The organism is Burkholderia sp. Bmkn7, assembly GCF_041103175.1.
GTDB classification, from domain to species: domain Bacteria; phylum Pseudomonadota; class Gammaproteobacteria; order Burkholderiales; family Burkholderiaceae; genus Burkholderia; species Burkholderia cepacia.
Genome location: NZ_JBGCUH010000002.1, coordinates 833,574 through 858,093 on the forward strand (window position 1 = coordinate 833,574; position 24,520 = coordinate 858,093).

The 24,520-nt window shown below is 65.2% G+C and carries 20 protein-coding genes; 10 read left to right on the forward strand and 10 right to left on the reverse strand.

All coding sequences use genetic code 11. From position 1 onward, the window contains the following. The 7 genes from AB3K92_RS09685 to AB3K92_RS09715 all read left to right on the forward strand — a co-directional run bounded on the left by AB3K92_RS09685 (position 1) and on the right by AB3K92_RS09715 (position 8,127). The gene (locus AB3K92_RS09685) at positions 1–1,296 is read left to right on the forward strand and encodes a multicopper oxidase family protein (protein ID WP_059494350.1); all 1,296 of its coding nucleotides are present in this window, start codon (positions 1–3) and stop codon (positions 1,294–1,296) included. Positions 1,297–1,364: 68 nt separating this feature from the next. Then, a complete protein-coding gene (locus AB3K92_RS09690; RefSeq protein ID WP_048024600.1) occupies positions 1,365–1,712 on the forward strand; it encodes a copper-binding protein in 348 nt (115 codons plus the stop codon). Positions 1,713–1,726: 14 nt separating this feature from the next. Next, positions 1,727–2,107: a copper homeostasis periplasmic binding protein CopC gene (gene copC / locus AB3K92_RS09695; RefSeq protein WP_369464912.1), complete on the forward strand. Its 381-nt coding sequence runs from the start codon at positions 1,727–1,729 to the stop codon at positions 2,105–2,107. Then, entirely contained in the window at positions 2,104–3,045 is a 942-nt protein-coding gene (locus AB3K92_RS09700; RefSeq protein WP_369464913.1) for a CopD family protein, read from the forward strand. The genes copC and AB3K92_RS09700 overlap by 4 nt, the downstream gene beginning before the upstream one ends. Positions 3,046–3,260: 215 nt before the next feature. Beyond that, entirely contained in the window at positions 3,261–5,075 is a 1,815-nt protein-coding gene (locus AB3K92_RS09705) for an ExeM/NucH family extracellular endonuclease (RefSeq protein WP_369464914.1), read from the forward strand. Positions 5,076–5,804: 729 nt separating this feature from the next. Then, complete coding sequence (locus tag AB3K92_RS09710) at positions 5,805–7,652, forward strand: peptidase S10 (protein WP_048024534.1); 1,848 nt, start codon at positions 5,805–5,807, stop codon at positions 7,650–7,652. A gap of 43 nt (positions 7,653–7,695) precedes the next feature. Next, entirely contained in the window at positions 7,696–8,127 is a 432-nt protein-coding gene (locus tag AB3K92_RS09715) for a hypothetical protein (RefSeq protein ID WP_051392297.1), read from the forward strand. On the opposite strand, the gene AB3K92_RS09720 is transcribed toward AB3K92_RS09715, so the two are convergent. After that, complete coding sequence (locus AB3K92_RS09720) at positions 8,078–8,392, reverse strand: helix-turn-helix domain-containing protein (RefSeq protein ID WP_369464915.1); 315 nt, start codon at positions 8,390–8,392, stop codon at positions 8,078–8,080. The two genes, AB3K92_RS09715 and AB3K92_RS09720, sit on opposite strands and share 50 nt — an antisense overlap. A 35-nt stretch (positions 8,393–8,427) precedes the next feature. Beyond that, a complete protein-coding gene (locus tag AB3K92_RS09725) occupies positions 8,428–9,438 on the reverse strand; it encodes a GlxA family transcriptional regulator (RefSeq protein ID WP_369464916.1) in 1,011 nt (336 codons plus the stop codon). An 88-nt stretch (positions 9,439–9,526) separates the two neighbouring features. On the opposite strand from AB3K92_RS09725, the gene AB3K92_RS09730 reads away from it, so the two are divergent. Beyond that, positions 9,527–10,627, forward strand: coding sequence for a DJ-1/PfpI family protein (locus AB3K92_RS09730; RefSeq protein WP_369464918.1), 1,101 nt, complete (start codon positions 9,527–9,529; stop codon positions 10,625–10,627). A gap of 17 nt (positions 10,628–10,644) precedes the next feature. Here AB3K92_RS09730 and AB3K92_RS09735 read toward each other — a convergent pair whose 3' ends face one another. Then, entirely contained in the window at positions 10,645–11,064 is a 420-nt protein-coding gene (locus tag AB3K92_RS09735) for a hypothetical protein (RefSeq protein WP_059817480.1), read from the reverse strand. Between the two features lie 138 nt (positions 11,065–11,202). After that, entirely contained in the window at positions 11,203–12,282 is a 1,080-nt protein-coding gene (locus AB3K92_RS09740) for a zinc-binding alcohol dehydrogenase family protein (protein ID WP_060305886.1), read from the reverse strand. A gap of 109 nt (positions 12,283–12,391) precedes the next feature. On the opposite strand from AB3K92_RS09740, the gene AB3K92_RS09745 reads away from it, so the two are divergent. Then, positions 12,392–13,183, forward strand: a complete 792-nt coding sequence (locus AB3K92_RS09745; protein ID WP_318827748.1) for a helix-turn-helix transcriptional regulator — start codon at positions 12,392–12,394, stop codon at positions 13,181–13,183. A gap of 97 nt (positions 13,184–13,280) precedes the next feature. On the opposite strand, the gene AB3K92_RS09750 is transcribed toward AB3K92_RS09745, so the two are convergent. The 6 genes from AB3K92_RS09750 to AB3K92_RS09775 all read right to left on the reverse strand — a co-directional run bounded on the left by AB3K92_RS09750 (position 13,281) and on the right by AB3K92_RS09775 (position 22,245). After that, positions 13,281–14,759, reverse strand: coding sequence for an aminotransferase class V-fold PLP-dependent enzyme (locus AB3K92_RS09750; protein ID WP_059817486.1), 1,479 nt, complete (start codon positions 14,757–14,759; stop codon positions 13,281–13,283). 270 nt (positions 14,760–15,029) lie between these two features. Continuing rightward, positions 15,030–15,335, reverse strand: coding sequence for a TrfB-related DNA-binding protein (locus AB3K92_RS09755; protein WP_059817489.1), 306 nt, complete (start codon positions 15,333–15,335; stop codon positions 15,030–15,032). Between the two features lie 18 nt (positions 15,336–15,353). After that, on the reverse strand, positions 15,354–15,611 hold the full coding sequence (locus tag AB3K92_RS09760; protein WP_081052751.1) for a PAAR domain-containing protein: 258 nt from the start codon (positions 15,609–15,611) through the stop codon (positions 15,354–15,356). Between the two features lie 70 nt (positions 15,612–15,681). Then, positions 15,682–17,163: a virulence factor gene (locus tag AB3K92_RS09765; RefSeq protein ID WP_369464919.1), complete on the reverse strand. Its 1,482-nt coding sequence runs from the start codon at positions 17,161–17,163 to the stop codon at positions 15,682–15,684. Then, positions 17,160–19,472 carry a hypothetical protein gene (locus AB3K92_RS09770; RefSeq protein ID WP_081062592.1) on the reverse strand — a complete coding sequence of 771 codons (2,313 nt, stop codon included), beginning with the start codon at positions 19,470–19,472 and terminating at the stop codon, positions 17,160–17,162. Before AB3K92_RS09770 ends, AB3K92_RS09765 begins: the two co-directional genes overlap by 4 nt. Before the next feature lie 4 nt (positions 19,473–19,476). Beyond that, complete coding sequence (locus AB3K92_RS09775) at positions 19,477–22,245, reverse strand: type VI secretion system Vgr family protein (RefSeq protein WP_369464920.1); 2,769 nt, start codon at positions 22,243–22,245, stop codon at positions 19,477–19,479. Positions 22,246–23,187: 942 nt separating this feature from the next. Between AB3K92_RS09775 and AB3K92_RS09780 the strand changes: the two genes are divergently transcribed. After that, the gene (locus AB3K92_RS09780) at positions 23,188–24,441 is read left to right on the forward strand and encodes an MFS transporter (protein WP_059589287.1); all 1,254 of its coding nucleotides are present in this window, start codon (positions 23,188–23,190) and stop codon (positions 24,439–24,441) included. The last annotated feature ends 79 nt before the right edge of the window (positions 24,442–24,520 follow it).

Here is a 24,520-nt window from a genome sequence, read left to right on the forward strand (position 1 = left end):
ATGGTGTCCCGTCGACAATTTCTCAGCCACTCGGGCGCCGCGCTGCTCGGTGCGGCGATGGTCAGCAAGGCCGGCGCCGCGTCGTTGCCCGAAGCGCCTACGATGACGAAAACCGGCACGCAGCCGCCGCTCGTGCCGCCGAACGGCCGGCCGTACACGCCCGTCGCGACGCTGAACGGCTGGACGCTGCCGTGGCGGATGAAGAACGGCTGGAAGGAGTTCCACCTGACGGCCGAGCCCGTCGTGCGCGAGATGGCGCCCGGCATGAACGCGAACCTGTGGGGCTACAACGGCCAGTCGCCCGGCCCGACGATCGAGGCCGTCGAAGGCGACAAGGTGCGCATCTTCGTGACCAACCGGCTGCCCGAGCACACGACGATCCACTGGCACGGGCTGCGGCTGCCGAACGGGATGGACGGCGTCGGCGGCCTCACGCAGCCGCATATCCCGCCCGGCAAGACCTTCGTCTACGAGTTCCAGCTCGAGGCGCACGGTACGTTCATGTATCACCCGCACGCCGACGAGATGGTGCAGATGGCGATGGGGATGATGGGCATGTTCATCGTGCACCCGAAGGATCGCGGCACGATGCCGGTCGATCGCGACTTCGTGTTCCTGCTCGCCGCGTACGACATCGATCCGGGCAGCTACACGCCGCGCGTGAACGAGATGACGGACTTCAACATGTGGACCTTCAACTCGCGCGTGTTCCCGGGCATCGATCCGCTGCCGGTGCGTGCGGGCGACCGCGTGCGGATTCGTTTCGGCAACCTGACGATGACGAATCATCCGATCCACCTGCACGGCTACAGCTTCGAAGTCGCGGGCACCGACGGCGGCTGGATTCCGCCGGCCGCGCGCTGGCCGGAAGTGACGGCCGATGTCGCGGTGGGGCAGATGCGCGCGATCGAGTTTACCGCCGATCGCCCGGGCGACTGGGCGTTCCACTGCCACAAGTCGCATCACACGATGAATGCGATGGGGCATCAGGTGCCGAATTTGATCGGCGTGCCGCAGCAGGATCTCGCGAAGCGCATCGGCAAGCTCGTGCCCGACTACATGGCGATGGGCAGCACGGGCGGCGCGATGGGCGGCATGGAGATGCCGTTGCCCGACAACACGCTGCCGATGATGACGGGCACGGGCCCGTTCGGGCCGCTGGAGATGGGCGGCATGTTCACGGTCTGCAAGGTGCGGCAGGGCCTCGGCCGCAACGACTATCGCGATCCGGGCTGGTTCAGGCATCCGAAGGGCACCGTCGCGTACGAGTACACCGGCGAACTGCCGGACGGTTGAGCAGCAGCATGCGGCGGCCGTACCGATGCGGCCGCCGGTTTCCATTCACTCACACGGGAGTCGACATGATGAAGCAGGGACTGGTTTTGATGGCAACGGGTTGGGCGCTGGCGTTTTCCGCCGCGTCGTACGCGGCGGGCGACATGGCCGGGATGGACATGAGCGGTGGCGCGAAGCAGGAAGCCGCGGCAAAGCGGAGCATGTCGCACGGCGAAATCCGCAAGGTCGACATGGCTGCGGCCAGGCTGACGATCAAGCACGGTCCGCTCGAGAACCTCGGGATGGATGCGATGACGATGGTGTTCAAGGTGAAGGACCCGGCGATGCTGTCGCAGGTGAAGGCGGGCGACAAGATCGACTTCGTCGCAGAGGACGTGAACGGTGCGCTGACCGTCGTCGAGCTGAAGAAGCCGTGATACGAGACATGAACATGAAGATCACGACTCTCAGGCGGCTGGCCGCCTTCGCCGTGGCCGGCACGATCGTCGCGGCCGCGCCGGTCGCCGCCTTGGCGCACGGCAAGCTGGAAAGCGCCGCACCGGCGACGGGCAGCACGGTCGACACGGCGCCCGACACGTTGCGGCTCACCTTCAACGAAGACCTCGAACCGACGTTCAGTTCGGTGAAGGTGTCGGACGCCAACGGCAACGCCGTCACGCAGGAAAAGGCGAAGGTCGATGCCTCGAACCCGCGCGTGATGACCATTGCGATGCCGAAGCTCGCGCCGGGCGCGTACACGGTGCAGTGGGTCGCGATGACGGCCGATGCGCATCGCACCAAGGGCGCCTATACGTTCCGGGTGACAGGGTGAACGACGGCTTCGTCGGTCTCCTGCGGCTCGTGTCGGTGGCGATCCAGAATGCCGGGTTCGCCGTCGTCGTCGGCGCGCTGCTCGGCAGCCACTGGCTCGCGCGCGGCGCGTCGGCGTGGCAGCACGGCATCGGGCGGCGGCTCGTCGCGACGCTGCGCATCGCGTCCGTCATATCGCTGCTTGCCAGCATCACCGCGTTCTGGGCGCACTGCGCGCTGATGAGCGACGTATCGATGCTCGACGCCGGACCGGCCGTCCGCGCGATGCTCGCGGGCACGGGGTTCGGTCATGCGTGGCTGGCCGGCGCCGTATTCATGCTCGTCGTCGTGCTGCTGTCGTTCGTCAGGCGAGCGCACGATTCGCGCTTTCCGTTCGCGATCTGGGCCGCGCTCGCCGGTGTCGCGCTCGCGCGCAGCAACGGCGGGCATCCGGTCGACGCAGGGCTGTTCAGCGTACCGGTGTGGATCGACTGGCTGCATCTGCTGGCGATCAGCGCGTGGGTCGGGCTCGTGCTCGTGACGGCGTTCGGCGTGATGCCGCGGCTCACCGGCCTGCCCGAGAGCGAACGCACGACGGGCGCATCGTTCGTGCAGTCGCTGTCCGATGCATCGACATATGCGCTGATCGTGTTGTTCGCAACCGGCGCATACAACGGCTGGCGCGGCGTCGATACGCCCGCCAACCTGCTCGCGTCGACGTACGGGCAGATCCTGCTGCTGAAGCTCGCGCTGGTGCTGATTGCCGCGGCGCTCGGCGGACACAACCGCTTCTTCGGGATGCCGAAGCTGTTGGCCGCGCTGAAGGACCCGGCCGCCGCGATGCCGGCCGGCCCGCTGCGGCAATTCGGTGCGGTGCTGCGGGTCGAGGCGGTCGTGCTCGGCGGCGTGCTGATGGTGGCGGCCGTGCTGGTGTCGAGCGCGTTGCCGGGGACGGTTTAGCGCGGCGGACCAAGAGCGAAGGCACGCGGGGGAGTCGTCGCAAGCACGACGAATTTTTTGTCGGACGATTTCCCCCGCATTTTCAGGCCCGGACATGCGAACGACGGCGATCGCGGCGTGATGACGACAATTACATCGGCCTGTCTTTCGATTACCAAAAACTGTCATTGAGCGCCGCTAAGCTTTCGCCACCCTCACAACCGGGATTCCCTGTCATGCGCTCGACAATCCGCCTCTTCACCCCGCTATTGCTGCTCCCGACGCTCGCCGCGCCGGTTTTCGCCGCCACCGCCGCGCCCGTCAGCCCTAACTGCGGCGGCAGCACGACGCCGATCGCCGATATCCAGGGGCCGGGCGCGCCGTCGCCGCTCGCCGGCCAGAACGTGTCGATCGAAGCCGTCGTCACCGCCGATTTCGGCGGCACGGACGGCTTCGGCGGCTTCTTCGTCCAGCAGGCCGACGCGCAGCGCCGCAACCAGCCGGGCGTGTCGGAAGGCCTGTTCGTCTATGCGCCGAAAGTGCGCGCGAAGGCCGGCGACCTCGTGCATGTGACGGGCAAGGTCGAGGAGAAGTACGGGCAGACGCAGCTCACGCAGTCGGGCGCGATCGCGGTGTGCGCGAACGGCCAGACCGTCACGCCCGCGACGCTCACGCTGCCGGTCGACAGCCCGAACGCGTTCGCCGCGTATGAAGGGATGCTGGTGCGCTTGCCGCAGACGCTGAACGTCACCGACAACTACGAACTCGGCCGTTACGGCAGCGTGATGCTCAGCAACGGTCGCCTGCGCACGCCGACGAGCGTCGTGCCGCCCGCGCAGGCACAGACGCAGATCGATGCGAACGCGCGCAACCGCCTGATCCTCGACGACGGCTCGAACAAGCAGAACCCCGCGACCGTGCCGTACCCGGCGCCGGGCCTGTCGGCCGCGAACACGCTGCGTGCGGGCTACACGGTGCGCGACGTCGAAGGCGTGCTCGAAGTGCGTTACGGCGCGTGGCGCGTGCAGCCGCTGCCCGGCGCGGCCGTGCCGGCATTCGAAGCCCGCACGAACCCGCGCACCAACGCGCCCGCGCGCGATCCGAAATCGAACCTGCGCGTCGCGTCGTTCAACGTTCTCAACTACTTCAACGGCAACGGTCTCGGCGGCGGCTTCGACGATCCGAACAACCGCGGCGCGAAGAACTTCCAGGAATTCCAGCGCCAGGAAGCGAAGATCGTCAGCGCGCTGAAGGCGATCGACGCCGACGTGATCGGCCTGATGGAAATCCAGAACAACGGCTACGGCGAACTGAGCGCGGTGCGCCAGCTCGCGGCGAAGCTCGGCAGCCAGTGGCGCGTGGTCGATCCGGGCACGTCGCGGCTCGGCGGCGATGCGATCACGGTCGCGATGATCTACGACAGCCGCAAGGTCGAGCCGGTCGGCCGCGCGGCCACGCTCGCGATCGACGACAAGAACCGCCAGCCGCTCGCGCAGTCGTTCCGGCTGGTCGGCGGCAACAAGCAGGCGCTGACGGTGGCCGTGAACCACCTGAAGTCGAAGAACTGCCCGGACGCCGCGAACGACGATCTCGACCAGGGTGACGGCCAGGGTTGCTGGAACCCGACGCGCACGCGCGCGGCGGCGAAGGTGGCCGACTGGCTCGCCGGCACCCCGACGGGCGTCGCGGGCCAGGGCGTGCTGCTGATCGGCGATTTCAACAGCTACACGTACGAAGACCCGATCCGCACGCTCGAATCGCGCGGCTATCGCAACCTCGTCGCGCGCTGGATCGGCCCGAATGCGTACAGCTATGTGTACAACGGCGAAGCCGGTTATCTCGATCACGCGCTCGCCACGCTGCCGCTCGCGTCGCACGTGAAGGCCGTGCACGAATGGCACATCAACGCGGACGAGCCGCTCGCGCTGCAGTACACGCTCGCCTACAAATCGGCGGAGCAGCAGAAGACGTTCTACGCGCCGGACGCGTATCGTTCGTCGGATCACGACCCGGTGCTGATCGATATCGCGCTGCCGGGCGGCGGGCATTGAGCGCGGGTTGAACCGGCTTCGCGATGGACGACGTGCGGCACGTGCGCACGTCGTCGCGCGGGCGGCGGATGAATCGCACGCCGTTCGCGCATCGACAAACCCGGCCGGATATCGGGTAAATAATTCCACTGGAATCGATGCAATTCCGCGAAATCGGTATTTTATGGATGGCGGAGATGCATAAGCCCCGGATTGAAGAATGATTGAAGTGAATCGAATCTTCGAATCAAGCCTGCATTTCGCCGCAATGCATTAATCGGTTGGCGATAATAAAAATGAAAGAAAAATCCTGCCGATCTGAAGGTATTGAGCGTGCTGCATCAATGCAGTAAAGGCTTCGTCGTTGTGCGCGAAAAGTAAAATATTCGGCGCGGCATTTCCGACAAGACGCACCTTGCACGAATAATCCCGTTTTCTTTCAAATGCCAGACACTGGCGGCCCTTCGCATCATTGCGGGATTTTTAATATCGGAATGATCTTTGACAACGCGGCGCAGCACCGCCTATTTTGTCGATGTCGTAAATTTCGGTAATCAGAAAAGAAGTCCAAACTGCAGGGGGCGGTTCAAGCACGATTCTCGCCAGCAGTTTGCTGTGTCTGTATCACGTTCAGTCTCTTGAAGCAGTCCGATCCCAACCGCCTTTGCGCGAGTGGCGGGTGTTGCTGCGCGTCTCGCCAGTGAGGGCGGCCTTTGTGAAGCGGTATCCGAACCAGCCACAAGGAACGAGATGAAACCAGACAGGAGCAGTACCGGCAGCCGCCATGGCCGTCGCGGCCGGATGGCCGGGCTAGGCGCATTGACCGCGATGACACTGGCGCTCGCGGCGTGCGGCGGCGACGATTCGTCGTCCGTCGGCGCATCGAGTCTCGCGCAGACAACGGCCAGCCAGCAGGCCAGCGCGCAAGCGGCCAGCAGTCAGGCGCCTGCGGCCAACCAGCCGTACGTCGACCCGGTCGCCTATTCGATGAACGCGACCGACGGCCTCGCCCCCGCGCAGGTGTCCGAGAAAGCGGCCGTCATGCATTACCAGTGGAAAAACGGCGGCACGACCGTCAACTACACGACGACCACCGGCCACCTGACCGCGCAGGACGCGAACGGCAATGCGGAAGCGTCGATGTCGTATGTCGCGTACACCGCGCCGAGCAAGAACGGCAAGCCGCGCCCCGTCACGTTCGTCTATAACGGCGGCCCCGGCTCGTCGTCGATCTGGCTGCGTCTCGGCTCGTTCGCGCCGACCCGCGTGGCCACGCCCGATCCGGGGTTCGGCAGCAACTGGCCGAACTATCCGCTCGTCGACAACGCCGACAGCCTGATCGACACCACCGACCTCGTGTTCATCGACCCGCCCGGCACCGGGCTGTCGGAAGCCGTGTTGCCGAACACCAACCAGAAGTACTGGGGTTCCGATGCGGACGTGAACATCATGCGCGACTTCATCCAGCGCTACCTGAACGTCAACAGCCGCAGCACGTCGCCGATCTACCTGTACGGCGAATCGTACGGCACGCCGCGTACCGACATGCTCGCGCTGGCGCTCGAATCGGCCGGCGTGCACCTGACGGGAATCGTGCTGCAGTCTGCAATCCTGAACTACTTCGCGGATGCGGTGGAAGCCGTGGCGATCACGCAGTCGACGGAGGGGCTGCTGCTCGAAACCGATACCGTGGCCGGTTACCTGCCCGGTTATGCGGCGGTCGCGGCGTACTTCAACCAGGTTTCGCCGGCACCGGTGAACCAGGATCTGTACGCACTGCAGACGGAACTGTTCACGACGCTGATCTACAACCAGCTGCAGAAGTATTCGCAGTCGTGGGTGTTGAGCCAGCTCGGCATTCCGGATGCGCTCGGCACGCCGGTGTTCCCGAGCGACGCGACGCTCAAGCTGTGGTCGATCCCGTCGAGCCTCACGCAACAGGCGCTGCGCGGTTACTTCAACGCGAATCCGTTCGGCACGAGCCTGCTGCCCGGGACGACGATCGGCCGGTACGACGGACGCGTGTCGTTGCCGAACTCCGATCCGCGGCTGCAGAACGACGGCGACCCGTCCGACATCCTGATTTCGCAGCCGTTCACGAACGCGCTCGCGACGCAGATGCCGGATTACCTCGGCTACACCGCCCCGAACGCGACGTACCTGCCGCTGAACGACAACATCATCGGCGTCTGGGACTTCTCGCACGACGGCCAGCCGATGCCCGACACGATCCCCGATCTGCTCGGTGCGCTGCAGCTCAACCCGAAGCTTCGCGTGCTCGCGGAGAACGGTTTCCACGACCTCGCGACGCCGTTCTTCAACACCGAGAAGCAGCTCGCGCGGCTGCAGACGGTGAAGGGCCTGAATCCGAAGCTGCAGGTGAACTTCTTCCAGGGCGGTCACATGATCTACCTGGACGACGTCGCCCGTCCGCAGATGAAGCGGGACCTGAAGACGTTCTACAAGGGCGCGCGGATTCCGACGGCACTGACGCTGCATACGCTGCCGCCGCCGTGGCCGGATGAAAACCCGCCGAGCGTGCCGACCGGCAGCGTCCCCGGCGCGACGGCCGCGACGACGCTGGCAGCGGCCCCGTGAGCGACGGACTCCTTGTCAAAGGAACCCTCTATTCATCCATTGAATGCGAGTGATCATGTCCCTAATCAATTTGATGCGGCGTATGTCCCCGTTGATCGTCCTCGGTGCCGTGATGAGCAGTGCCCACGCGTTGCCGCCGCAGTCGGTGGCGCCGGTGAAGCTGCCGCACGGCGGGCACGGTGTCGACGGTCCGTTCTTTCCTGCCACGCGGGCGGCGCCGGTGCTGCCGTCGACCGGCGCGACGTTGCAGCAGCAGGCGCAGCAGCGTGTCGATGCGCGGCTCGGCGCCAATACGGTGCTGAGCAACGGCGCGGCCGTGACGAAGGCGCAGGCGCAGAGCAGCGGGCTCGGCTTCGTGTCGAAGCACTTCGACGAGATCGATGCGAAGCACACCGGCCGCGTGACGATGAGCGATGTGCGGCAGTTCATCCAGCAGCGGCAGGTGCAGGCGCAGCAGGAACAACAGGACGAGTGACGTAGCAGGCAGGGCGGCGGCCGGTGCGGGATCGTTCGCACCGGCCGCCGGAAGGTGACAGGCGTTCAGGTTGCGTGGCGTGCGTGGCGCTTCGCGATGGCGACGGCAACTCGCCGAACATCGCGCGATAGTCCCGCGCGAAACTGCTCAGGCGCCGGAAGCCCCATCTGGTGGCTGCGGACGTTACGGAATCGCCGAGCCGGAACTCGCGGCGTGCGTGATTCAGGCGCACGTCCCGCAGGTTCGTGATGGGGTTCAGGTTCAACGTACGCTGGAACGCGTATTGCGCGGTGCGCCGGCTTACGCGATCCGCTGCCGGTCGCGCCTCGCGCCGAAGCGGGCGCGATAGTCGCGCGGCGAGACGCCGACCTGCTTCGCGAATGCGCGCTGCAACGCGTCGACGCTGCCGAATCCCGACTGCTCGGCGACCCGCTCGAGCGGCCAGTCGGCCCGCTCCAGCAGCGCCTTCGCGCGCTCGACGCGTGCCGCAAGGACGAACTGCGCGGGCGATCGCCCGGTTTCCTTGAGGAAGTTGCGCGCAAACGTGCGTTCGCTCATGTGCATCCGTGCGGCCAGCGCGGCGACGCCGAGATCGCCGGTCGGATCGTCGGCGATCCCTGTGAGCAGCGTCCGCATGCGCGGCGTCGCGTTGGCCTGGATATCGAGCCCGACGCTGAACTGCGCCTGCCCGCCGGGACGATGCATGAACAGCACGAGTTCGCGCGCGACCGCGAGCGCGGTCGGCGCGCCGCAGTCCGCCTCGACGAATGCAAGACACAGGTCGATGCCGGCCGTCACGCCGGCCGACGTATGAAACGGCGGATCGCTCACGTAGATCGCGTCCGGTTCGATTCGCGCGTCGGGGCACAGCGCCTGCAGCGTCGCACACTGGTTCCAGTGCGTGGTCGCGCGCTTGCCGTCCAGCCATCCGCCCGCGGCGAGCACGAACGCACCCGTGCAGATGCTTGCGATTCGCCGCGTGTCCGCGATCCGCGTGCGCAGCCACGGCAGCACGCCGGCTTCCGACGCCGCGTGTCGCAGCGCCGCTTCATTGCCGCCGGCGACGACGATCGTGTCGATCTGCCCCGGCAGTGCCGCCAGCGCGGCCGTACCGGCGAGGCGCAGGCCCGCGTGCGTGACGATGTCGTCGCCGTGTTGCGACGCGAGCGTGAGCCGGTACGGCCGCGCATGGTCGGGAAGATGACGGTTCGCGACCGCGAACACTTCCATCGGGCCCGTGATGTCGAGCGACTGGACGCCTTCGAAGCCGACGACAACGATGTCGCGTGCCGAACAGGTTGACTGGGACATGGCAGAAAGTGCGGTGGAGTTGTCCTTGTGACCGCGAGCATGATCCTTGTAATTTTCCGGACGTGCAATCGACGAATACGGATGGACGATGCGGTCAGGGAAGACAGGCGGGGCAGTGCTGCTCGTGTGCGCGATGCTGGGCGCGTGTGCGGCGGGGCTGGCGGCACCGGTGAGGGCGGAGGACACACCGCCGGTCGCACGAGCGCTCACGGTCGGCGCGCCGAAGGCGGGCCGCGTGCGACCGCTCGTGGCGATCGTCGCGGACAATGCAGGAACGGAGACGACCGATTTCATCGTTCCGTACGCGATTCTGAAGACGTCCGGTGCGGCCGATGTCGTCGCCGTATCGGCCGACGAAGGCGAGGTCGAACTGATGCCCGCGTTGCGCATGCTGGCCGACACCACGTTCGACCGGTTCGACGCGACCGTTCCGGCCGGGGCGGATGTCGTGATCGTTCCCGCGCTGCACGGTGCCGACCGGCCGGCGGTGCTGGCGTGGTTGCGCAAGCAGGCCGTTGGCGGCGCGACGATGGTGGCGATCTGCGATGGGGCGGAAGTCCTCGCGAATGCGGGCCTGCTCCAGCAGCGCACGGCGACGTCGCACTGGTATTCGCGCGATCGCCTGCGTCGCCGCTTTACCGGAACGACGTGGGTCGACGATCGCCGCTATGTGATGGACGGCAACGTCATGACGACGACAGGCGTGTCGGCGTCGATTCCCGCTTCGCTGGCATTGGTGAGTGCGCTGGCCGGGCCGGCCGCGGCGCGCGAGACTGCGCGGCGCGTCGGCGCGCAGGCATGGAGCGACGTTCATGACGGCAGCCGGTTCGTGTTGACCGCGCCGGCAGTGACGGTCGCATTGACGAACCGCCTCGCGTTCTGGCGGCACGAGACGTTCGATCTTCCGGTCGAAGACGGGTTCGACGAGCTTCCGGTTGCATTGACCGCCGACGCGTGGGCGCGGACCTGGCGCAGCGACGTCGTCGCGACGGCGGGCGCGCGCGTGATCGAGTCGAGGCACGGGCTGCGGTTGCTGGCGCAGCCGGCGAATGCCGGGCACGCGCGCGTGGCGATGCCGGCCGGACGGCGTGGCGAATCGGTGCTTCCGGGAGTGCTCGGAGACATCGCGGCACGCTACGGAGACGCGACATCGGGCTGGGTCGCGCTGCAACTGGAGTATCCGAAGTAGCGGCGCGTCGCGCGCGCTTACTTCACCCACTTCGCGAGCCTGGGATCGGGGTAAGGCAGGAGATCCTGCGACTGGGTGGGCTCGGCCGCCCATTTCTTTCCGTTCCAGTGGAAATCGGCCTGCGTTTCCGTCCCGTGGCCGTTCGAGTAGATGACAGCGGTGCAGGCGGCCTGGCCCGGATACGTCGGGTTTTTGGCGCCGATGCAGGACCCGAGAAATACCAATACGTCGCCGAGGCCGAACCGCTCCTGCATCGCGTAGGTCGCATCGAAGTCCGAGAGCCGGTCAGGGACGGGCGTCGCGTCGCACGCGGCGAGGCTCACGGCGAGCAGCAGCGCGGCGGCCCGGCCGGCACGCCGCCGGTTGCTCGGGCTGTCGGAGGAAGGAGCGCCGGCGTCGGCGCGCTTCCGCGCGCGGGAGTTTGACGGGCAGGGCATGCGGGTTTCGGGTGACGGACACGACGGGCATTGTGCCGGAATTCACTGGCGCCCGGGCTTGGCCGGTGGACACTCGCGCAGTGTTTCGCGCGCGCTTTCCACCGGATCGCGCTCCGCCACGATCGCCGCGTGCCGAGGTCAGGGCGCGATCACCGTCACCTTGAACGGCCCGCCGTTCGCGGCTGCATGCGCGACCGCATCGTTCGCGTCGTCGAGCGCGAACGCCGTCACGTCGAAATGCCCGAGATCGAGCAGCCCGCCGTGAACCAGCCCCGCCATCAGCGTCACCGCTTCCGTTGGATACATCCACTTGCCGCGCAGCGTGATGTCGTTGCGCATGATCCATGGATACGGCAACTCCAGCCCCGCCCCGCCGAGCATGCCGACGCCGCCCATCAGCACCACGCGCCCGTAGGGGCGCACGGCCATCACGGCGGCACGCACCGTCGTCGCCGGCACCGAAGGCGGCATCAGGTCGATCACGCAGTCGATCGGCCCCGGCGCTGCCTGCTGCATGCGGGCGCGATCAGCGGTTTCATCGCCGGTCAGCTCCACCGTGCGCACGCGGTCGCCGAAGCGGCGTTCGAGGTCGGCAAGTACGCGCGCATTGCGGCCGGGTGCGACCACGCACCGCGCGCCCATTGCCAGCGCCACCGCGATGCATGCGCTGCCGAAGTTGCCGGTCGCACCGCTGACGAGCAGGATCTCGCCCGCGCGCAGGTCGGACGCGAGCAGCCCGCCGTACGGCACGAGCAGCGTATTGAGCGCGCACCAGCGCGCGGCGTCGGCCGAGGCGATATCGCCGATGCGTACCGCGTTCTCGGTCGGCACGCGCAGCCGCTCGGCGAACGGGCCATCGTGAAAGTAGCGCTGCAACTGCTTGCCGCCTTCGCCGCGCGCGCTCCAGCCCTGCAGCACGATGTCGGGCATCCGCGCATCGTCGCGCGAGCGCACGGTCGGATCGCAGAACACCCAGTCGCCCGGCTGCAACTGCGTCGCGTCGGGGCCGGTTTGACGGACCCGGCCGATCGCGCCGCAGCCGGGCACCATCGGCAGTTCGAGCGGATAACGACGCTCGCCGTTGAACACTTCGCGCGCGTAGGGCAGAACCGGTGTCGCGACGACATCCACGATGACCTCGCCGGTGCCGAGCACGGGGTCGGGTATCGTCTCGATAGCAAGCGGCAGGCCGAGCGACTTCAGAATCGCAGCTTTCATGAGGGTTCCTGATGGAGGGGGCCCATCGATTCTGGCAGGCTTAGAATCCGCAACAAGGCTCGGCACGAGCCCAGGATCGGCCAATACCACCCTGCATGGAGCGAACCCGATGACCGTCACCACGCGAACGCCGTTCGGCGATTTCCTGCGCTCGCGGCGCAAGAAGCTGCGGCCGGATGCCGTCGGCCTGCACGGCGGCTCACGCAGGCGTACGCCCGGCCTGCGGCGCGAGGAAGTGGCGGAACTGGCCGGCATCGGCGTCGACTGGTACGTGCGGCTCGAGCAGGGGCGCGACGTCAGCCCGTCGGATGCGACGCTCGACGCGCTGGCACGCGCATTGCGGCTGGACAAGGCCGAGGCTGCCCATCTGCGCACGCTCGCACGGCGCGACGAGGCGCGTGCGTTCGTGCCGGAGCGTGTGCCGCCCGCGATCGCGCGGCTCGTTGCCTATCTTCAGCAGCCTGCATACGTGACCGGGCGGCGCTGGGACATCCTCGCGTGGAATGACGCCGCGGCCGAACTGCTCGGCTTCGACCGGCTGGCGGAAGCCGATCGCAACATCCTTGTCTACATGTTCGTCGAGCCGCACGCGCGTGCGCTCTTCGCCGCGAGCTGGGCCGACGAGGCGCGCCGGATGATCGCGCTGTTTCGCACGAACCACGATCTCTACGCGAGCGAGCCGGCATTCGTCGCGCTGGTGGAACGCTTGCGCGCCGGCAGCGTCGAGTTCGCGCAATGGTGGGACGAGCACGACGTGCGCAGCGGCGTGTCGGGCGAGAAGGTGCTCGTCCACGCGCAACGCGGCACGCAGCGCTACGAGTATGCGACGTTCCAGGCGAACGACGATCCCGCGCTGAAGCTGGCGGTCTATACGCCGATGGACGACGATGAAGGGAAGTGAGGCTGGGTAGGCCGGCGTCACCGCGCGTTCAGGCAGCGAAGCGTCGGCTTCGTGCGTGAACGCGGACGTTGCGGTGTAACGACGGAAGTGTGCCGGCTCAGGCCGTGCGTCGTGCCGACAGGCGATTCCACAGCATGCCGGCCCGGTTGCCGCTTCCGCAGTATGCGAGCACCGGTTTCGGCAGCGTGTCGACCAGCGCGCCGAATGCGTCGATGTCCGCCTCGCCGATGCGGTCGCGCTCGACCGGCAGGTAGCGCGCGTCGAGGCCCAGTTCGCGGGCCGCCGCGGCGATCTCGTCGAATGCGGGCTGGTCGGCGCCTTCGCCGTCGGGCCGGTTGCAGATCACCGAGCGGAAGCCGGCGTTGCGGATCGCCTTCAGATCGGCCGGCGTGATCTGCCGCGAAGCGGAAAACCCGTTCGCGGCTGTCGCACGACACTGCTCGATCGCGCGGCGGAAACAGGCGATCGCGAAATCGACGTCCTGCTCCGTCGTAAAGCGGCCGAAGCTCACGCGCACGGTGCGGCCTGCCGTCTCCGCGTCGAGGCCGATCGCGGTCAGCACGTGCGACGGTGCGCCGCTGGCCGAGTTGCACGCGGAGGTCGACGACACGGCAAGCGCTTCGTCGAGCATGAACGGGAAGAAGCCGGGCGCATTCACCGTCAGGCTCAGCGTGTGCGGGATGCGGCGTGCCGTGGCCGCGTTCTGCGTGACGTCGCCGAGCGCGGCGAGCGCGTTCGTCAGGCGCGCGCCGAGCGCCGCGATCCGCGCGGCTTCACCGTCGAGCTTTTCCGCGGCCAGTTCGCATGCGACGCCCATGCCGACGATCTGATGCGTCGCGAGCGTGCCCGAGCGCAGGCCGCGCTCGTGCCCGCCGCCGTGGATTTGCGGGGCGATCCGGTTGGCGATGTCGCGGCGCACGAACAGCGCGCCGATACCCTTCGGACCGTACACCTTGTGCGCGGACATCGACAGCATGTCGATGCCGAGCGCGCGCACGTCGATCGGCGTCTTGCCGAGCGCCTGCGCGGCGTCGACGTGGAGCAGCGCGCCGGCCGCGTGCACGATGCGGGAGATCGCGGCAATGTCGGTCAGCGTGCCGAGTTCGTTGTTCACCAGCATCAGCGACACGAGGCCCGTATCGGGGCCGATGGCGGCAGCGACGGCGTCGGCGGTGATTTCGCCGTCGCGCGTGGGCGCCACGAACGTGACCGACATGCCGTGCTTCGACAGGTTCGCCATCGTGTCGAGGATCGCCTTGTGCTCGATGCGGCTCGTGATCAGGTGGCGCTTGTCGGTCGCGTTTTCCGCGTAACCCTTCAGCGCGAGGTTGTTCGATTCGGTGGCGCCGGACGTCCAGACGATCTCGTCGGCATCCGCGCCGATCAGCGCGGCGACTTGCGCGCGGGCCTGCTCGACCTTGTCTTTCGCGAGCCGGCCGGCGGCGTGCGAGCTCGATGCGGGGTTGCCGAAGATGCCGTCGAAGCCGAGGCAGGCCGTCATCGCTTCGATCACGCCGGGATCGGCTGGCGTCGTGGCTGCGTAGTCGAGGTAGTGCAGCGTGGTGGGTTCGCTCATGTCCGTCTCTTGCTCTGTTCTTTCAGAATGGGAGAAATGATACGGGGGACAGAAGCGAAAAAGGATCCAAAATGGGTTGGTGTTTGGGCTTATCGTGGAATGTCGTTTTGTTTTTGTGGAAGTTGGGGGAATTTATTTCTTGATCGATGCCGCCGCGCGAGATGGCCCCGTCTCAGGGATGCGGGGGAAACGAGGGATACGTGGCACCGTTCCGCGACGTCTGCAAGACGGGGAAGGGGGCGCGGCGTTTCCCCCGGCTCGACCGGGTGATCACGGCGGATCGAGTAGCGTGGCCTGTCGGTGAGTGTCGCGTACCCATGCACGCAAGGCGCTTTCGTACCGGGCAGGGATCGTGATCGTCAGGGTGGTCAGGCGCGTGTCGTTGCCCGGCAATGCCAGATATCGCTGCCACGCTCTCCGTACCAGCTGCGACATGGCGGAATTGGTGATGCCGAGTTCGGCGGCGAGCTTGCGCTGCGACCGGCCCTTGACGAAGATTTCAAACAATGCCCACCGGTTCACCGGCTTGATCCGGGTATCGTGCAGCCTCAACAACCGAAACTGTTCGGCCGTCATGCGTCGAATCGGTGCCATTCAGATGCGCCCGGAAGTTTGCAGGGTAGATATCAAGGCCGCGCCGCAGGACGTCTTGTGATCGTGGAATGCGGCGGGGCGGCCTTCGACATTGAACGCCTCGTCTCCTTCAGCAATTACGCAGGCGCCGTGAAGCGGGCACGAACATGCATCGCCGACACGGGCGACCGCGCGTCCCATCACCTTGCTCGTCGCCGCTCCGGATTCGACCTTGCCGCCGTGAGTGTGCTGGTCGCCTACTCGAATGATTCCTCGCATATAACCCATTCCCAGTGTGATTTGGTGTGGCGGGTGCGTTCGTGCTCAACGCGCTGCGCGTCGACTTGCATCACCATGAATAGCCCTGCATCCCGTAGTTGGTGTCGTGACGACGCCCCCACCATGGGAGGTAGGCGTTGTTTCCACCACGCGCACGGAACCAGTCCTCGTTCGGATCGATTGGCGTGAGATTGGCCGGTGGCATGACCACGACGGCTGCGGGGTGTTTCGGGTCGGTCGTGCCCGCGACGAGCGCGTTGCCGCCGTAGTGATTGATCCGGCCGATTGCCAGCGCAACGTCGGTCAATGCGCTGCCGGTTCCCATGTCGCCGAGCAATGCCGACGTGTTGAACGTCTGATTCTTGTGGTCGTATTCCGGCAGGATTTCGGTGAGTGTCTGCGATAGGCCGACAAGTCGCGCCGATGCGGCGTCGCTACCAGTGCCGGCATCGTGAACGATGTATCTGATATCTGGAATCGCGATCCCTGCGTTGCGCGACGCCTGGTCGATGGTTGCCTTCCACGCTTGCACTGTTCGTGTCGTGCCGGACTTTTTCGAAAACGCGTCGGCGTTGCCGGTCGCTGCCTTGCCGATCCACGCGAGCGGTTCGCGCTCGGTGTTGAAGGTCGGGCCGGCGAGGAACAGCACGACGAGGTTCTCGTTGATCTGGGCATCGGTGGGCGGGAAATTCGGCGCGTCCCAATTCATCACCCACACGCTCTTGTCGGGGTTCGCTTGCAGATAGTCCAGCGCGTTGTTCAACGACGTGAAGCCGGCGTTTGCACCGCCTTGCGTGACCTGCACATCAGGGGGCGTGTCACGGCTCCACAGAGTTTTGGGGGACGGCGGGCCGATTTCATAGAATGTCATCATTCGATCGACCAGGCGCGATCGAGCGAACGTTGCGTCGAGACGAGAAGGAATGGCAATTTCAACGCGTATGCCCGCGAGTTCGCGCCAGTCCTTCTGATTCTTGGAGCCCACTGTGTAGAAGTACTTTGAATTCATCCCGTAGCGCGTTCGAAGCAGCAGTATGGATTTATCAACGTACTTGGCGTAGAAGCCCTTGAACGTCTCTGTCCCACGATTGCCATACACAAGTGCGCCAATTGACCGAAGTGAAGAGAATTTTTCAGGCTTCGTTCGCACCATATCGTCGTTCAAGTTCGGAGTAACAAGTCCTTGTGCCCACAACAACTGCCACTCTGTCGGGTAGTCCATCCGTTGCAATGGATTCAACCAGATCAGACCGACGACCTGCGCAACGAAAGGCTTGGCGGGTTCTTCCATTTGAGGAACTGCGCGAGTGACCGGATTGGGGCTTGTCTCGGCTTGCGCTGGGCGCGACATGGCTGTGGTGAATAGAAAGACCACGAGCGCTAGTAAGCTGGGCACAACTACGAATCTTTTCATCCAATCTCCAATTTCCAGGTGCGCCGGGTCCGGTTGTTCTACATGTGCCATTAACGTGGCCATCAGGGGGATCGCGATTAACCAGACCATAAGAGCGATAGCAATGCGTCGGAAGCGAGTGGCGATCAGAGCCTTCATAGCGGCCCTCCAGCCATCAGGTAGAACTGACCTTCGCGCTCGTCTACGATTTTGTCGGGCATGTTGCCCTCACAATCGTCTGCATGAACCCATTCATGCATCGCCATTCGATCGAGCATCCCGGACATAAAGTAGTCGTAGTATTTCCGGTTCGGATTTTCTTCAGGAATACCTTCACCCATCCGCCAATCTGCTTCAATTCGCAAGTCGTACATCTGATCAGGCGTCAGATAACACGGACCGATCGCCACGTCATACGCAAGCGCCTTTTCCGCATGGTCCGGGTTGGTCATCGTCGTCGAGTGGTTCGTCGGGCTGTTCGTCGTACCGCGATCAAGCCAATCCACGATCTGTTTGTCTCGCCATTCCTTGTAGCCTTCAGGTAGAGCGCTTTTGCCGTCTTCACCGATGACGTGACCGTCGCTATCGAGCCACTCCGTGTTCAACGTGCGGCGCGCTTCCATCCGCATCAGGGCGCGGTCTTCGTAACGTTGCCCGGCTTCACTCGCGGCCGTACCGTGCGCGTCACCGTCCTTGTTCTTCGCCTTGTACTGGTCGTAAGGATCGTCGACCCGTTTGTCCGCGTCGGCCTTGCTCGCATCGCGCCATGCGGATGGCGGATCGTTGCCTTCGTTGAAGGTACTTGTTGCTTCGCCATCCTCGGTCAGAATCGGCTTGTCGAACCTCAACGCCTGTGGCGTAAACGTCTCGTCCAGCGCCGGTGCGTCCGCCCAGATCTCCCAACCCTTCGGCGGATCGGCATTCACGCGAAACATGTTCATTGCCGAACTGAACCCGGTCGCGACGAACATGATCGGCGCCGAGAACAGCGTTGCCGCCATCCCCCAGATCGACTCGTTTCCCTTGAGCGCACCAACCAGATTGAACTTCGCCGGCGGCGACGGCGGATACCAGAAGCCCCGCTTCGTGCCTTTCTTGCCGTAACGCCAGTCGTCTTCCCAATAGCGATAGCGCTTCTGCACACCGAGATCGAAGCCGGACGCGAACACGCGCTGCGTCAGGACACCGTGTACGCCGATATCCGCCAGTTCGTGCCTGTCGATGCCGCGCCAGCCGATACCCTGCACGGTGATCGCCGAAATCACTTGATCGTGCGGACAGCAATAAGCCGTGACGCGCCCATACGTCGATCCGTTCAGACCGTGGCGTGCACGGTCAGCCTGTGCGGTAAACGACTTGTCGCTGGTCGGCGATACCCGGTTGTTTGCCATGTCGGCATCGACTGTGTCGGGCGACGGTTCATGGTCGGCGCGGTCGCCAATCATGGACAAGAACGTGCGAAGCGTTTGAGTGCGCGACGCGTAGGTCTGCCGGCCGCGACGGCCCGTGGCGTCCTTCGTCAGACGTTGCGACCACGCGTCCATGAACGTGTCGGATTTGTGCGGGCCTTCGCTGTTTGCCAGGCTGTACGGTGCATTCGCCAACACATAGGCATCCGCGACGCAGCGCCCCTTGCGTCCCCACGGATCTTCCACTTCCGGGAACGCGTCACCGAAGAACGCACCCGTGAGGCCGACGATATTCCCCTGGCTGTGACACACGACGGTGATCGGCACGTCGGCGCGCATCTTCCGGATCGACTCGATCAGTTTGGCAAGCCGCAACGCGGCAAGCACGCCATAGGCACGCGGCGGCGCGCGATACAGGGGCCGGTTGGTCGGGTTGATCCCCTGTACGGTTATCCAGCCCATGGCGCGGTCGTCGAGGCCGCCGTGCCAGAGATCGGGCAAGCTCGAACAGCCATTGGTGAACGGGCCGCCTCCCCAATAATCCTTCTCGTTGAGAAAGATCTTGTCGCCGTATTCCTTCAGCTCTTCCAGTGTCGCGCGGTAGCCCCAACGAAAATGGATGACGGGCGAGAACGATGGATCGGGGATGACGTAATTGTCCGGCAGCAAGTCCGGATTCAGAAACCCCTCCGGCGTCACGCTCTCGGTGTACTTCGCAGGCGTCAACTGCCCGGCATCGACCCCGTGATACTTCATCTGGTCGTCCAGCCGTCCCAGCCGACGATTCAGGCCTTTGCACAGTCCCTCTTCGGACGCCTTGTACCATTCGCCCTCGGAGTTGACGCCGTGGACGAAGATGACGACGCCGGGCAACGGCAGTTGCTTGACGCAGATGAGCCGCTTGTCCTTGTCGAACAGCATCGGCCCTTGGGTTCGGCCGACGACGATAGGCGGTGGGAAAGAGCGCGATGCCGTCGCGTCGGGAGCATCAGTCTTCGTGACCGGCGCATGGACGTGCGCACTCGCTACCGGCCGAGGATCGAGAATCGAATCGGTCATGATCTCAACCATCCTTCTTGATGAACTGCACCGACAGCGTGTCGAACCGATCGCCATGCACCGCCGGCAGTTCACCGGCCGCGTCGGTGGTCAGGTGCGACGGCGCACCGGCCCCCCTCTGCGTTTGCCCGTCGAACCCCGCCACCGCATCGCCGTCGGTCGAGCGAACGAGTTTCGGCACACGGCCGAGCGGGGCGTGGTCGAACGCCGGCATATCGGTGCTCATGCTGGCCGGGCCGCCCCACGCATGGCCTGCCGACTTCACCGTGAACGTGCCGGGGCACCCGAGTTCGATGTCGCCGCCGTTCAGCTTCAGGTACGCCCCGCCCGACGTGACGAACACGACCTGATCGTTCGCCATGCCGGCAAGCTTGCCGCCGGCCGCGGTCAGCTGGATGTTCTTCGCGGAATCCACCTGCGTGTCGTCGTCCTGCGACTGGATCGTCACCTTCCCGCGATTCGCGATGGCCGACACGCCGCCGCTGTGCGCGAACATCGCGACGCCATGGCCGGCGTGCAGATTGATGCGTTCGCCGCTCGCGACCTGCACGTGCCGCTGGGCAATCTGGTCGATGTTCTCGCCCGCATACATGACATGCGTCCTGGGCGTGACGTGCAGCGATCCTGCCTGTGCGCCGAACGCCATCAAGGCGGACGTGTCGCCGGCCGAACCGGCTTCCGCAAGGTCGGGCTTCCAGTGACGGAACGCATCGACGATCTTCTCCTGCCCGGCGGTATCCGCGGCCCGTCCGCCGTGCTGGCCGGCATAGTCGCCGAGCGAGTTGAACAGCATCATGCACTGGTCGAGCAACTGAATCAGTTCGTCACGATCGAGCTGACTACCGTTCGCACGTGTGCGCGCATAGGTCGAGAACAGGATGCCCTGGGCCGCGCGCAAGGCCGCCGCGGCATCGGTGCGCAACTCCGCGCCTTCGCCCCGATCGGCACCGTGTCCATCCTTGCGGGGCTGCGTCAGATAACCCAGGTTCAACTGGGTATGCGCATGCTCGCTCGCCAGCTGCGCGGATATTTGCGACGGCGTATCGTCCAGGCGAAGCTGGTTGTACCGATCGCCGTTGATTTCCTTTGTCTTGATCCCGGACACGTAGCGGTTGCCCGGCAGCGCGCCGGTATGCGTGAACGTCGCGGGCGGGTTCGCGCCGTTGCTTAGCACTCCGATGATGACCAGGCGATCCGGATCGCCCGACAGGCAGCCCAGCAAGACTTCCATCCCGACGCGGGGCAGAAAGAGCGTGCCGAAGTTTCCGCCCGCGAGACTCGCGCCGACGCGTATCGGTGCGCTGTCGCCGGCCGATCCGTTCGTTCCGGCGCCTTGCGCGTGTTCGTGATCGGCGGGATCGAAGCCATGAATCCGTACGCGCACGCGGCCGGCCGCGTCGCAGAATACTTCCTCACCCTGCGTGCCGACGATCGTGCCGGTCAGCAGGTGAGCCGGTGGGAGGTCGATTCTCGGATCGTAGGACGGCGTGAGCGGCACGCCGCGACGCACGCACGTGAAATGGTTTTCATAGCGCGTGTCCGACTGCTCCGGCGCATCGCCCGGCGTGGCTGGGTCGGCTTGCGCGAGGTTCCGGCTGGCCGCGTACAGCATGGTCACGCGGCTCGTCAGGTCTTTGGGAAGGTTGTTCCGGACATCGTGCCGTACCGACGTCACGACGAACTGCCGCTGCTCGGCCGGCTTCATGTCGAGTTCAGGGTCGCCCGTCAGCGTGAACCAGCAGCCGACCGGCATGTCGCGGACGTGGCCGATTCCGTCGTAGCGCTCCGCCGCGAACTGGTGGGCGAGTATCCGATCATGCGTGATGCGGTCGTGATCGTTCCACGAGTCGCCGACGTGCGGAATGTCGATCGCGACATCGGTCAGCAGCCGGGCCAGGTCATTGCCGGCGTCGCCCTGATCGGTGCTCGTCGCGATCGCGGAATCGTCCATGCGCGCCTTCTTGTAGTCCCACGACGGACGGCCGGCTTTGCCGGGGGACAGGCGCTGACGATGCGCAAACAACGTCACCGTATCGCGTTGTGCGGTTCCCGAATCGCGCGGATGCAGGCGTACGGTACCGGCAGGCGATTCCGGCAATCGCAGCGGGTCGTCGCAGAACACGAGCGTGTGGACCGGCCGCTCGTCGGCGGAGCCACGCGCGTTGTCGACCGCCCACGCCTTGGCAAAAACGGTGATGCCTTCGCGTCGCAACAGCCGGCGCACGAAACGGGCGTCCGACTCGTTGACCTGCCGCGTCAGTTCGCGCGCCGGATAACGTTCGGCTCGCAATCCCGACAGGTCGAAATCGAACGCGCGCGCGAGTGCGGCGCTGCGTTGCCGCCATTCGTTCAGCAGCGTGCCGAGGATGTCGATGACGTTTCGCGACCGGAAGACGCGGGAATTGATGCGGCGGTCCATCAACGACAGCGCATCGCAGATGCGCAACTGGTACACGGTCAACTCGCCGTCGGATTGGCCGGCCTGCACGTCGTGCACGATCGCATTGATCGCCCGCACGTCGCCCCGGTCGGTCGTCAGCCGGACCGACACCGGCAGGCCGAGAAACAGCGTGGGCGCCAGATGAGCATGGGTGGAGATGCAGGTCAGCTGCCCGTCGATTCCCGACATCAGTCCTTCGCGAATATCGGCGTGATGAAGCGCCAGCAGATGGCCGACCGCGTGTTGCGCCTGCCCGAAGTGCAGGGCGACGGGCCGGGTGTTCCAGTCGACCAGACCGGACGCAAAGTTTCGTAATGCTGTTGCTATCGACATAACGGCAATCTCGTTGCTTTTTTGGCTTGGTTTTTTTTAGTCGGATTCTCGGTGCGATAAAGAAGCGGTGACCGTGATTTCGCTGCGCAGAATATCAAACAATGGGGCTTTTAAAGGTTTATTGGTATTTTGAGATGAAAATCAATTCGCTCTGAAACGGTGTTCGACATTTTTATGACTTGGTTGAGTCATTTGTTTTAATTGGAAAAGTCTTATATCGGTTCGTCAGGGGTGGTATTTGTCGCTATCCCTTTCTGGAAGGCTGGGAGATGAAGGTTGCGGGCAGCTATGCTGAACCGGATTGGATGTTTTTAACTGGAAATTAGATTTGTCTTAATTCGATTATGGATAAGGCGGATTTGAAATATAAAAATCGATGTGTTCAGGATCGTGCTCGTGCATCCGGTATGCGCTATCTGCTTGACAGCAGTTTTGCCGTTTTCGGTTTTATAGTGTGGAAGGCGGTTTCCGTCACGGCCCACCATGGCGTAACTGCATGAGTGCGAAGATCGAAAACGCATCTTTTGTCATACGAAATGTGTTGCCCGCACGTATCGTCCGGCCTCGCCGGATCGGGTGCATGCCGGGCGTGAGCGAACCAGCCCCCGGTCATCCGGATGTCCATGAGGGATTTCCCCCGTGACGCACAATCGCGCGTCACGTCACCCCCACGGCCGTTCCTTGCGCGCCTTCCCACCGTCGCTTCCGCCCACCGCCGCCGATTATTTGCATATCGCGAATGGCGCGTTCGCCGCCCGTTCGATACCCGATCCCTGGCGTTGCACCTATCGTTGTGCCGTCGGCTCGCCGGATTCGATACGTCGAACCGGAGTGGAAGCCGGCGCTTCCCGGCGATTCACATCGCACACAAAAACCATCGGACCTGGCTGATGCGCAGGCGCTCCGTCGCGCGCAGGCGAACCTGTGTCCACGGAGACGGAAATGAAAGCAAACGAGTGGGATACCTCCTATGAGTGGAAGGCGGTCACGCTGCTGGCGCTCGGCTTCGGGCTGGTCGGCCTCGACCGCTGGCTGATCGCGCCGCTGTTCCCTTCGATCATGAAGGACCTCAACCTGAACGCGCAGGACGTCGGCAACTGCATCGGCGTGCTCGGCTTGTCGTGGGGCATCTTCGCGGCGCTGATGGGCGGCATCTCCGACAAGGTCGGCCGCAGGAAGGTGCTGATTCCGGCCATCATCGCGTTCTCGCTGCTGTCGGGCTTCTCGGGGCTCGCGGGCGGGCTGCTCGGGCTGATGGCGATTCGCGGCCTGATGGGTGTCGCGGAGGGCTCGTTCTGCCCGACGAGCTTTGCCGCGACCGCCGACGCGTCGCATCCGCGGCGGCGCGGGCTGAACCTCGGCCTGCAGCAAAGCGGCTTCGCGCTGTTCGGGCTCGCGCTGTCGCCGATCATCGCGACGCAGCTGCTCGGTTTCGTGTCGTGGCGCTGGGTGTTTGCGCTCGTGGCCGTTCCCGGCCTGATCCTCGGCGCGATCATGTTCTTCGTGATCCGCGAGCCGAAAGTCGCGAAGGAAGTCGCATCGGAACATGCGCCGGCATCGCTCGGCCACGTGCTCAGGAGCCGCAACATCCTCGTGGCGATGGCCGCACTGTGCTGCGCGATGACGGGCGTATTCGTGCTCGGTGCGCTGCTGCCGCTGTACCTGACCGACTACCTGGCGCTCGGCACGCAGAAGATGGGCCTCGTCGTGTCGGCGATCGGCTTCGGCGGCTTTCTCGGGCAGTTCGGGCTGCCGGGCCTGTCCGACCTGGTCGGCCGCCGTCTCGCGAGCATCGTCGGCTTCGCGGGAACGGCCGTGATGCTCTATCTGTTCCGCGGCCTCGGCCCGGAGCCGTTCGCATTGTTCGGGGTGCTGTTCGTCGCGTCGTTCTTCACGCTCGGCCTGGTGTCGCTGCTGTCCGGCCCGGTGGCGACGGAGGCCGCGCCCGTCGGTCTCGTGTCGACGTCGATCGGCGTGGTGGTGGGCGTCGGCGAGATCTTCGGCGGCGGCATCGCGCCGGCGCTGGGCGGCTACGTCGCCGCACACTTTGGCATCCAGAACATTCTGTGGCTGCCGATGTGTGCGGTCGTGCTGGGCATCCTGGTCAGCCTGCTGCTGAAGGAAACCGCGCCGGCCGTGCTGCAGCGCCGCGTGGCCGTGCAGCCGGAACTGGCGGCCGGCGAGCAGTCGCGGTAAGGCCCGCGCGAACAAAGCAGGGCATGCGGCGAGCGGCGGGTGCCGCCGCCGGCGATTGACATCGATTGGGTGACACAGT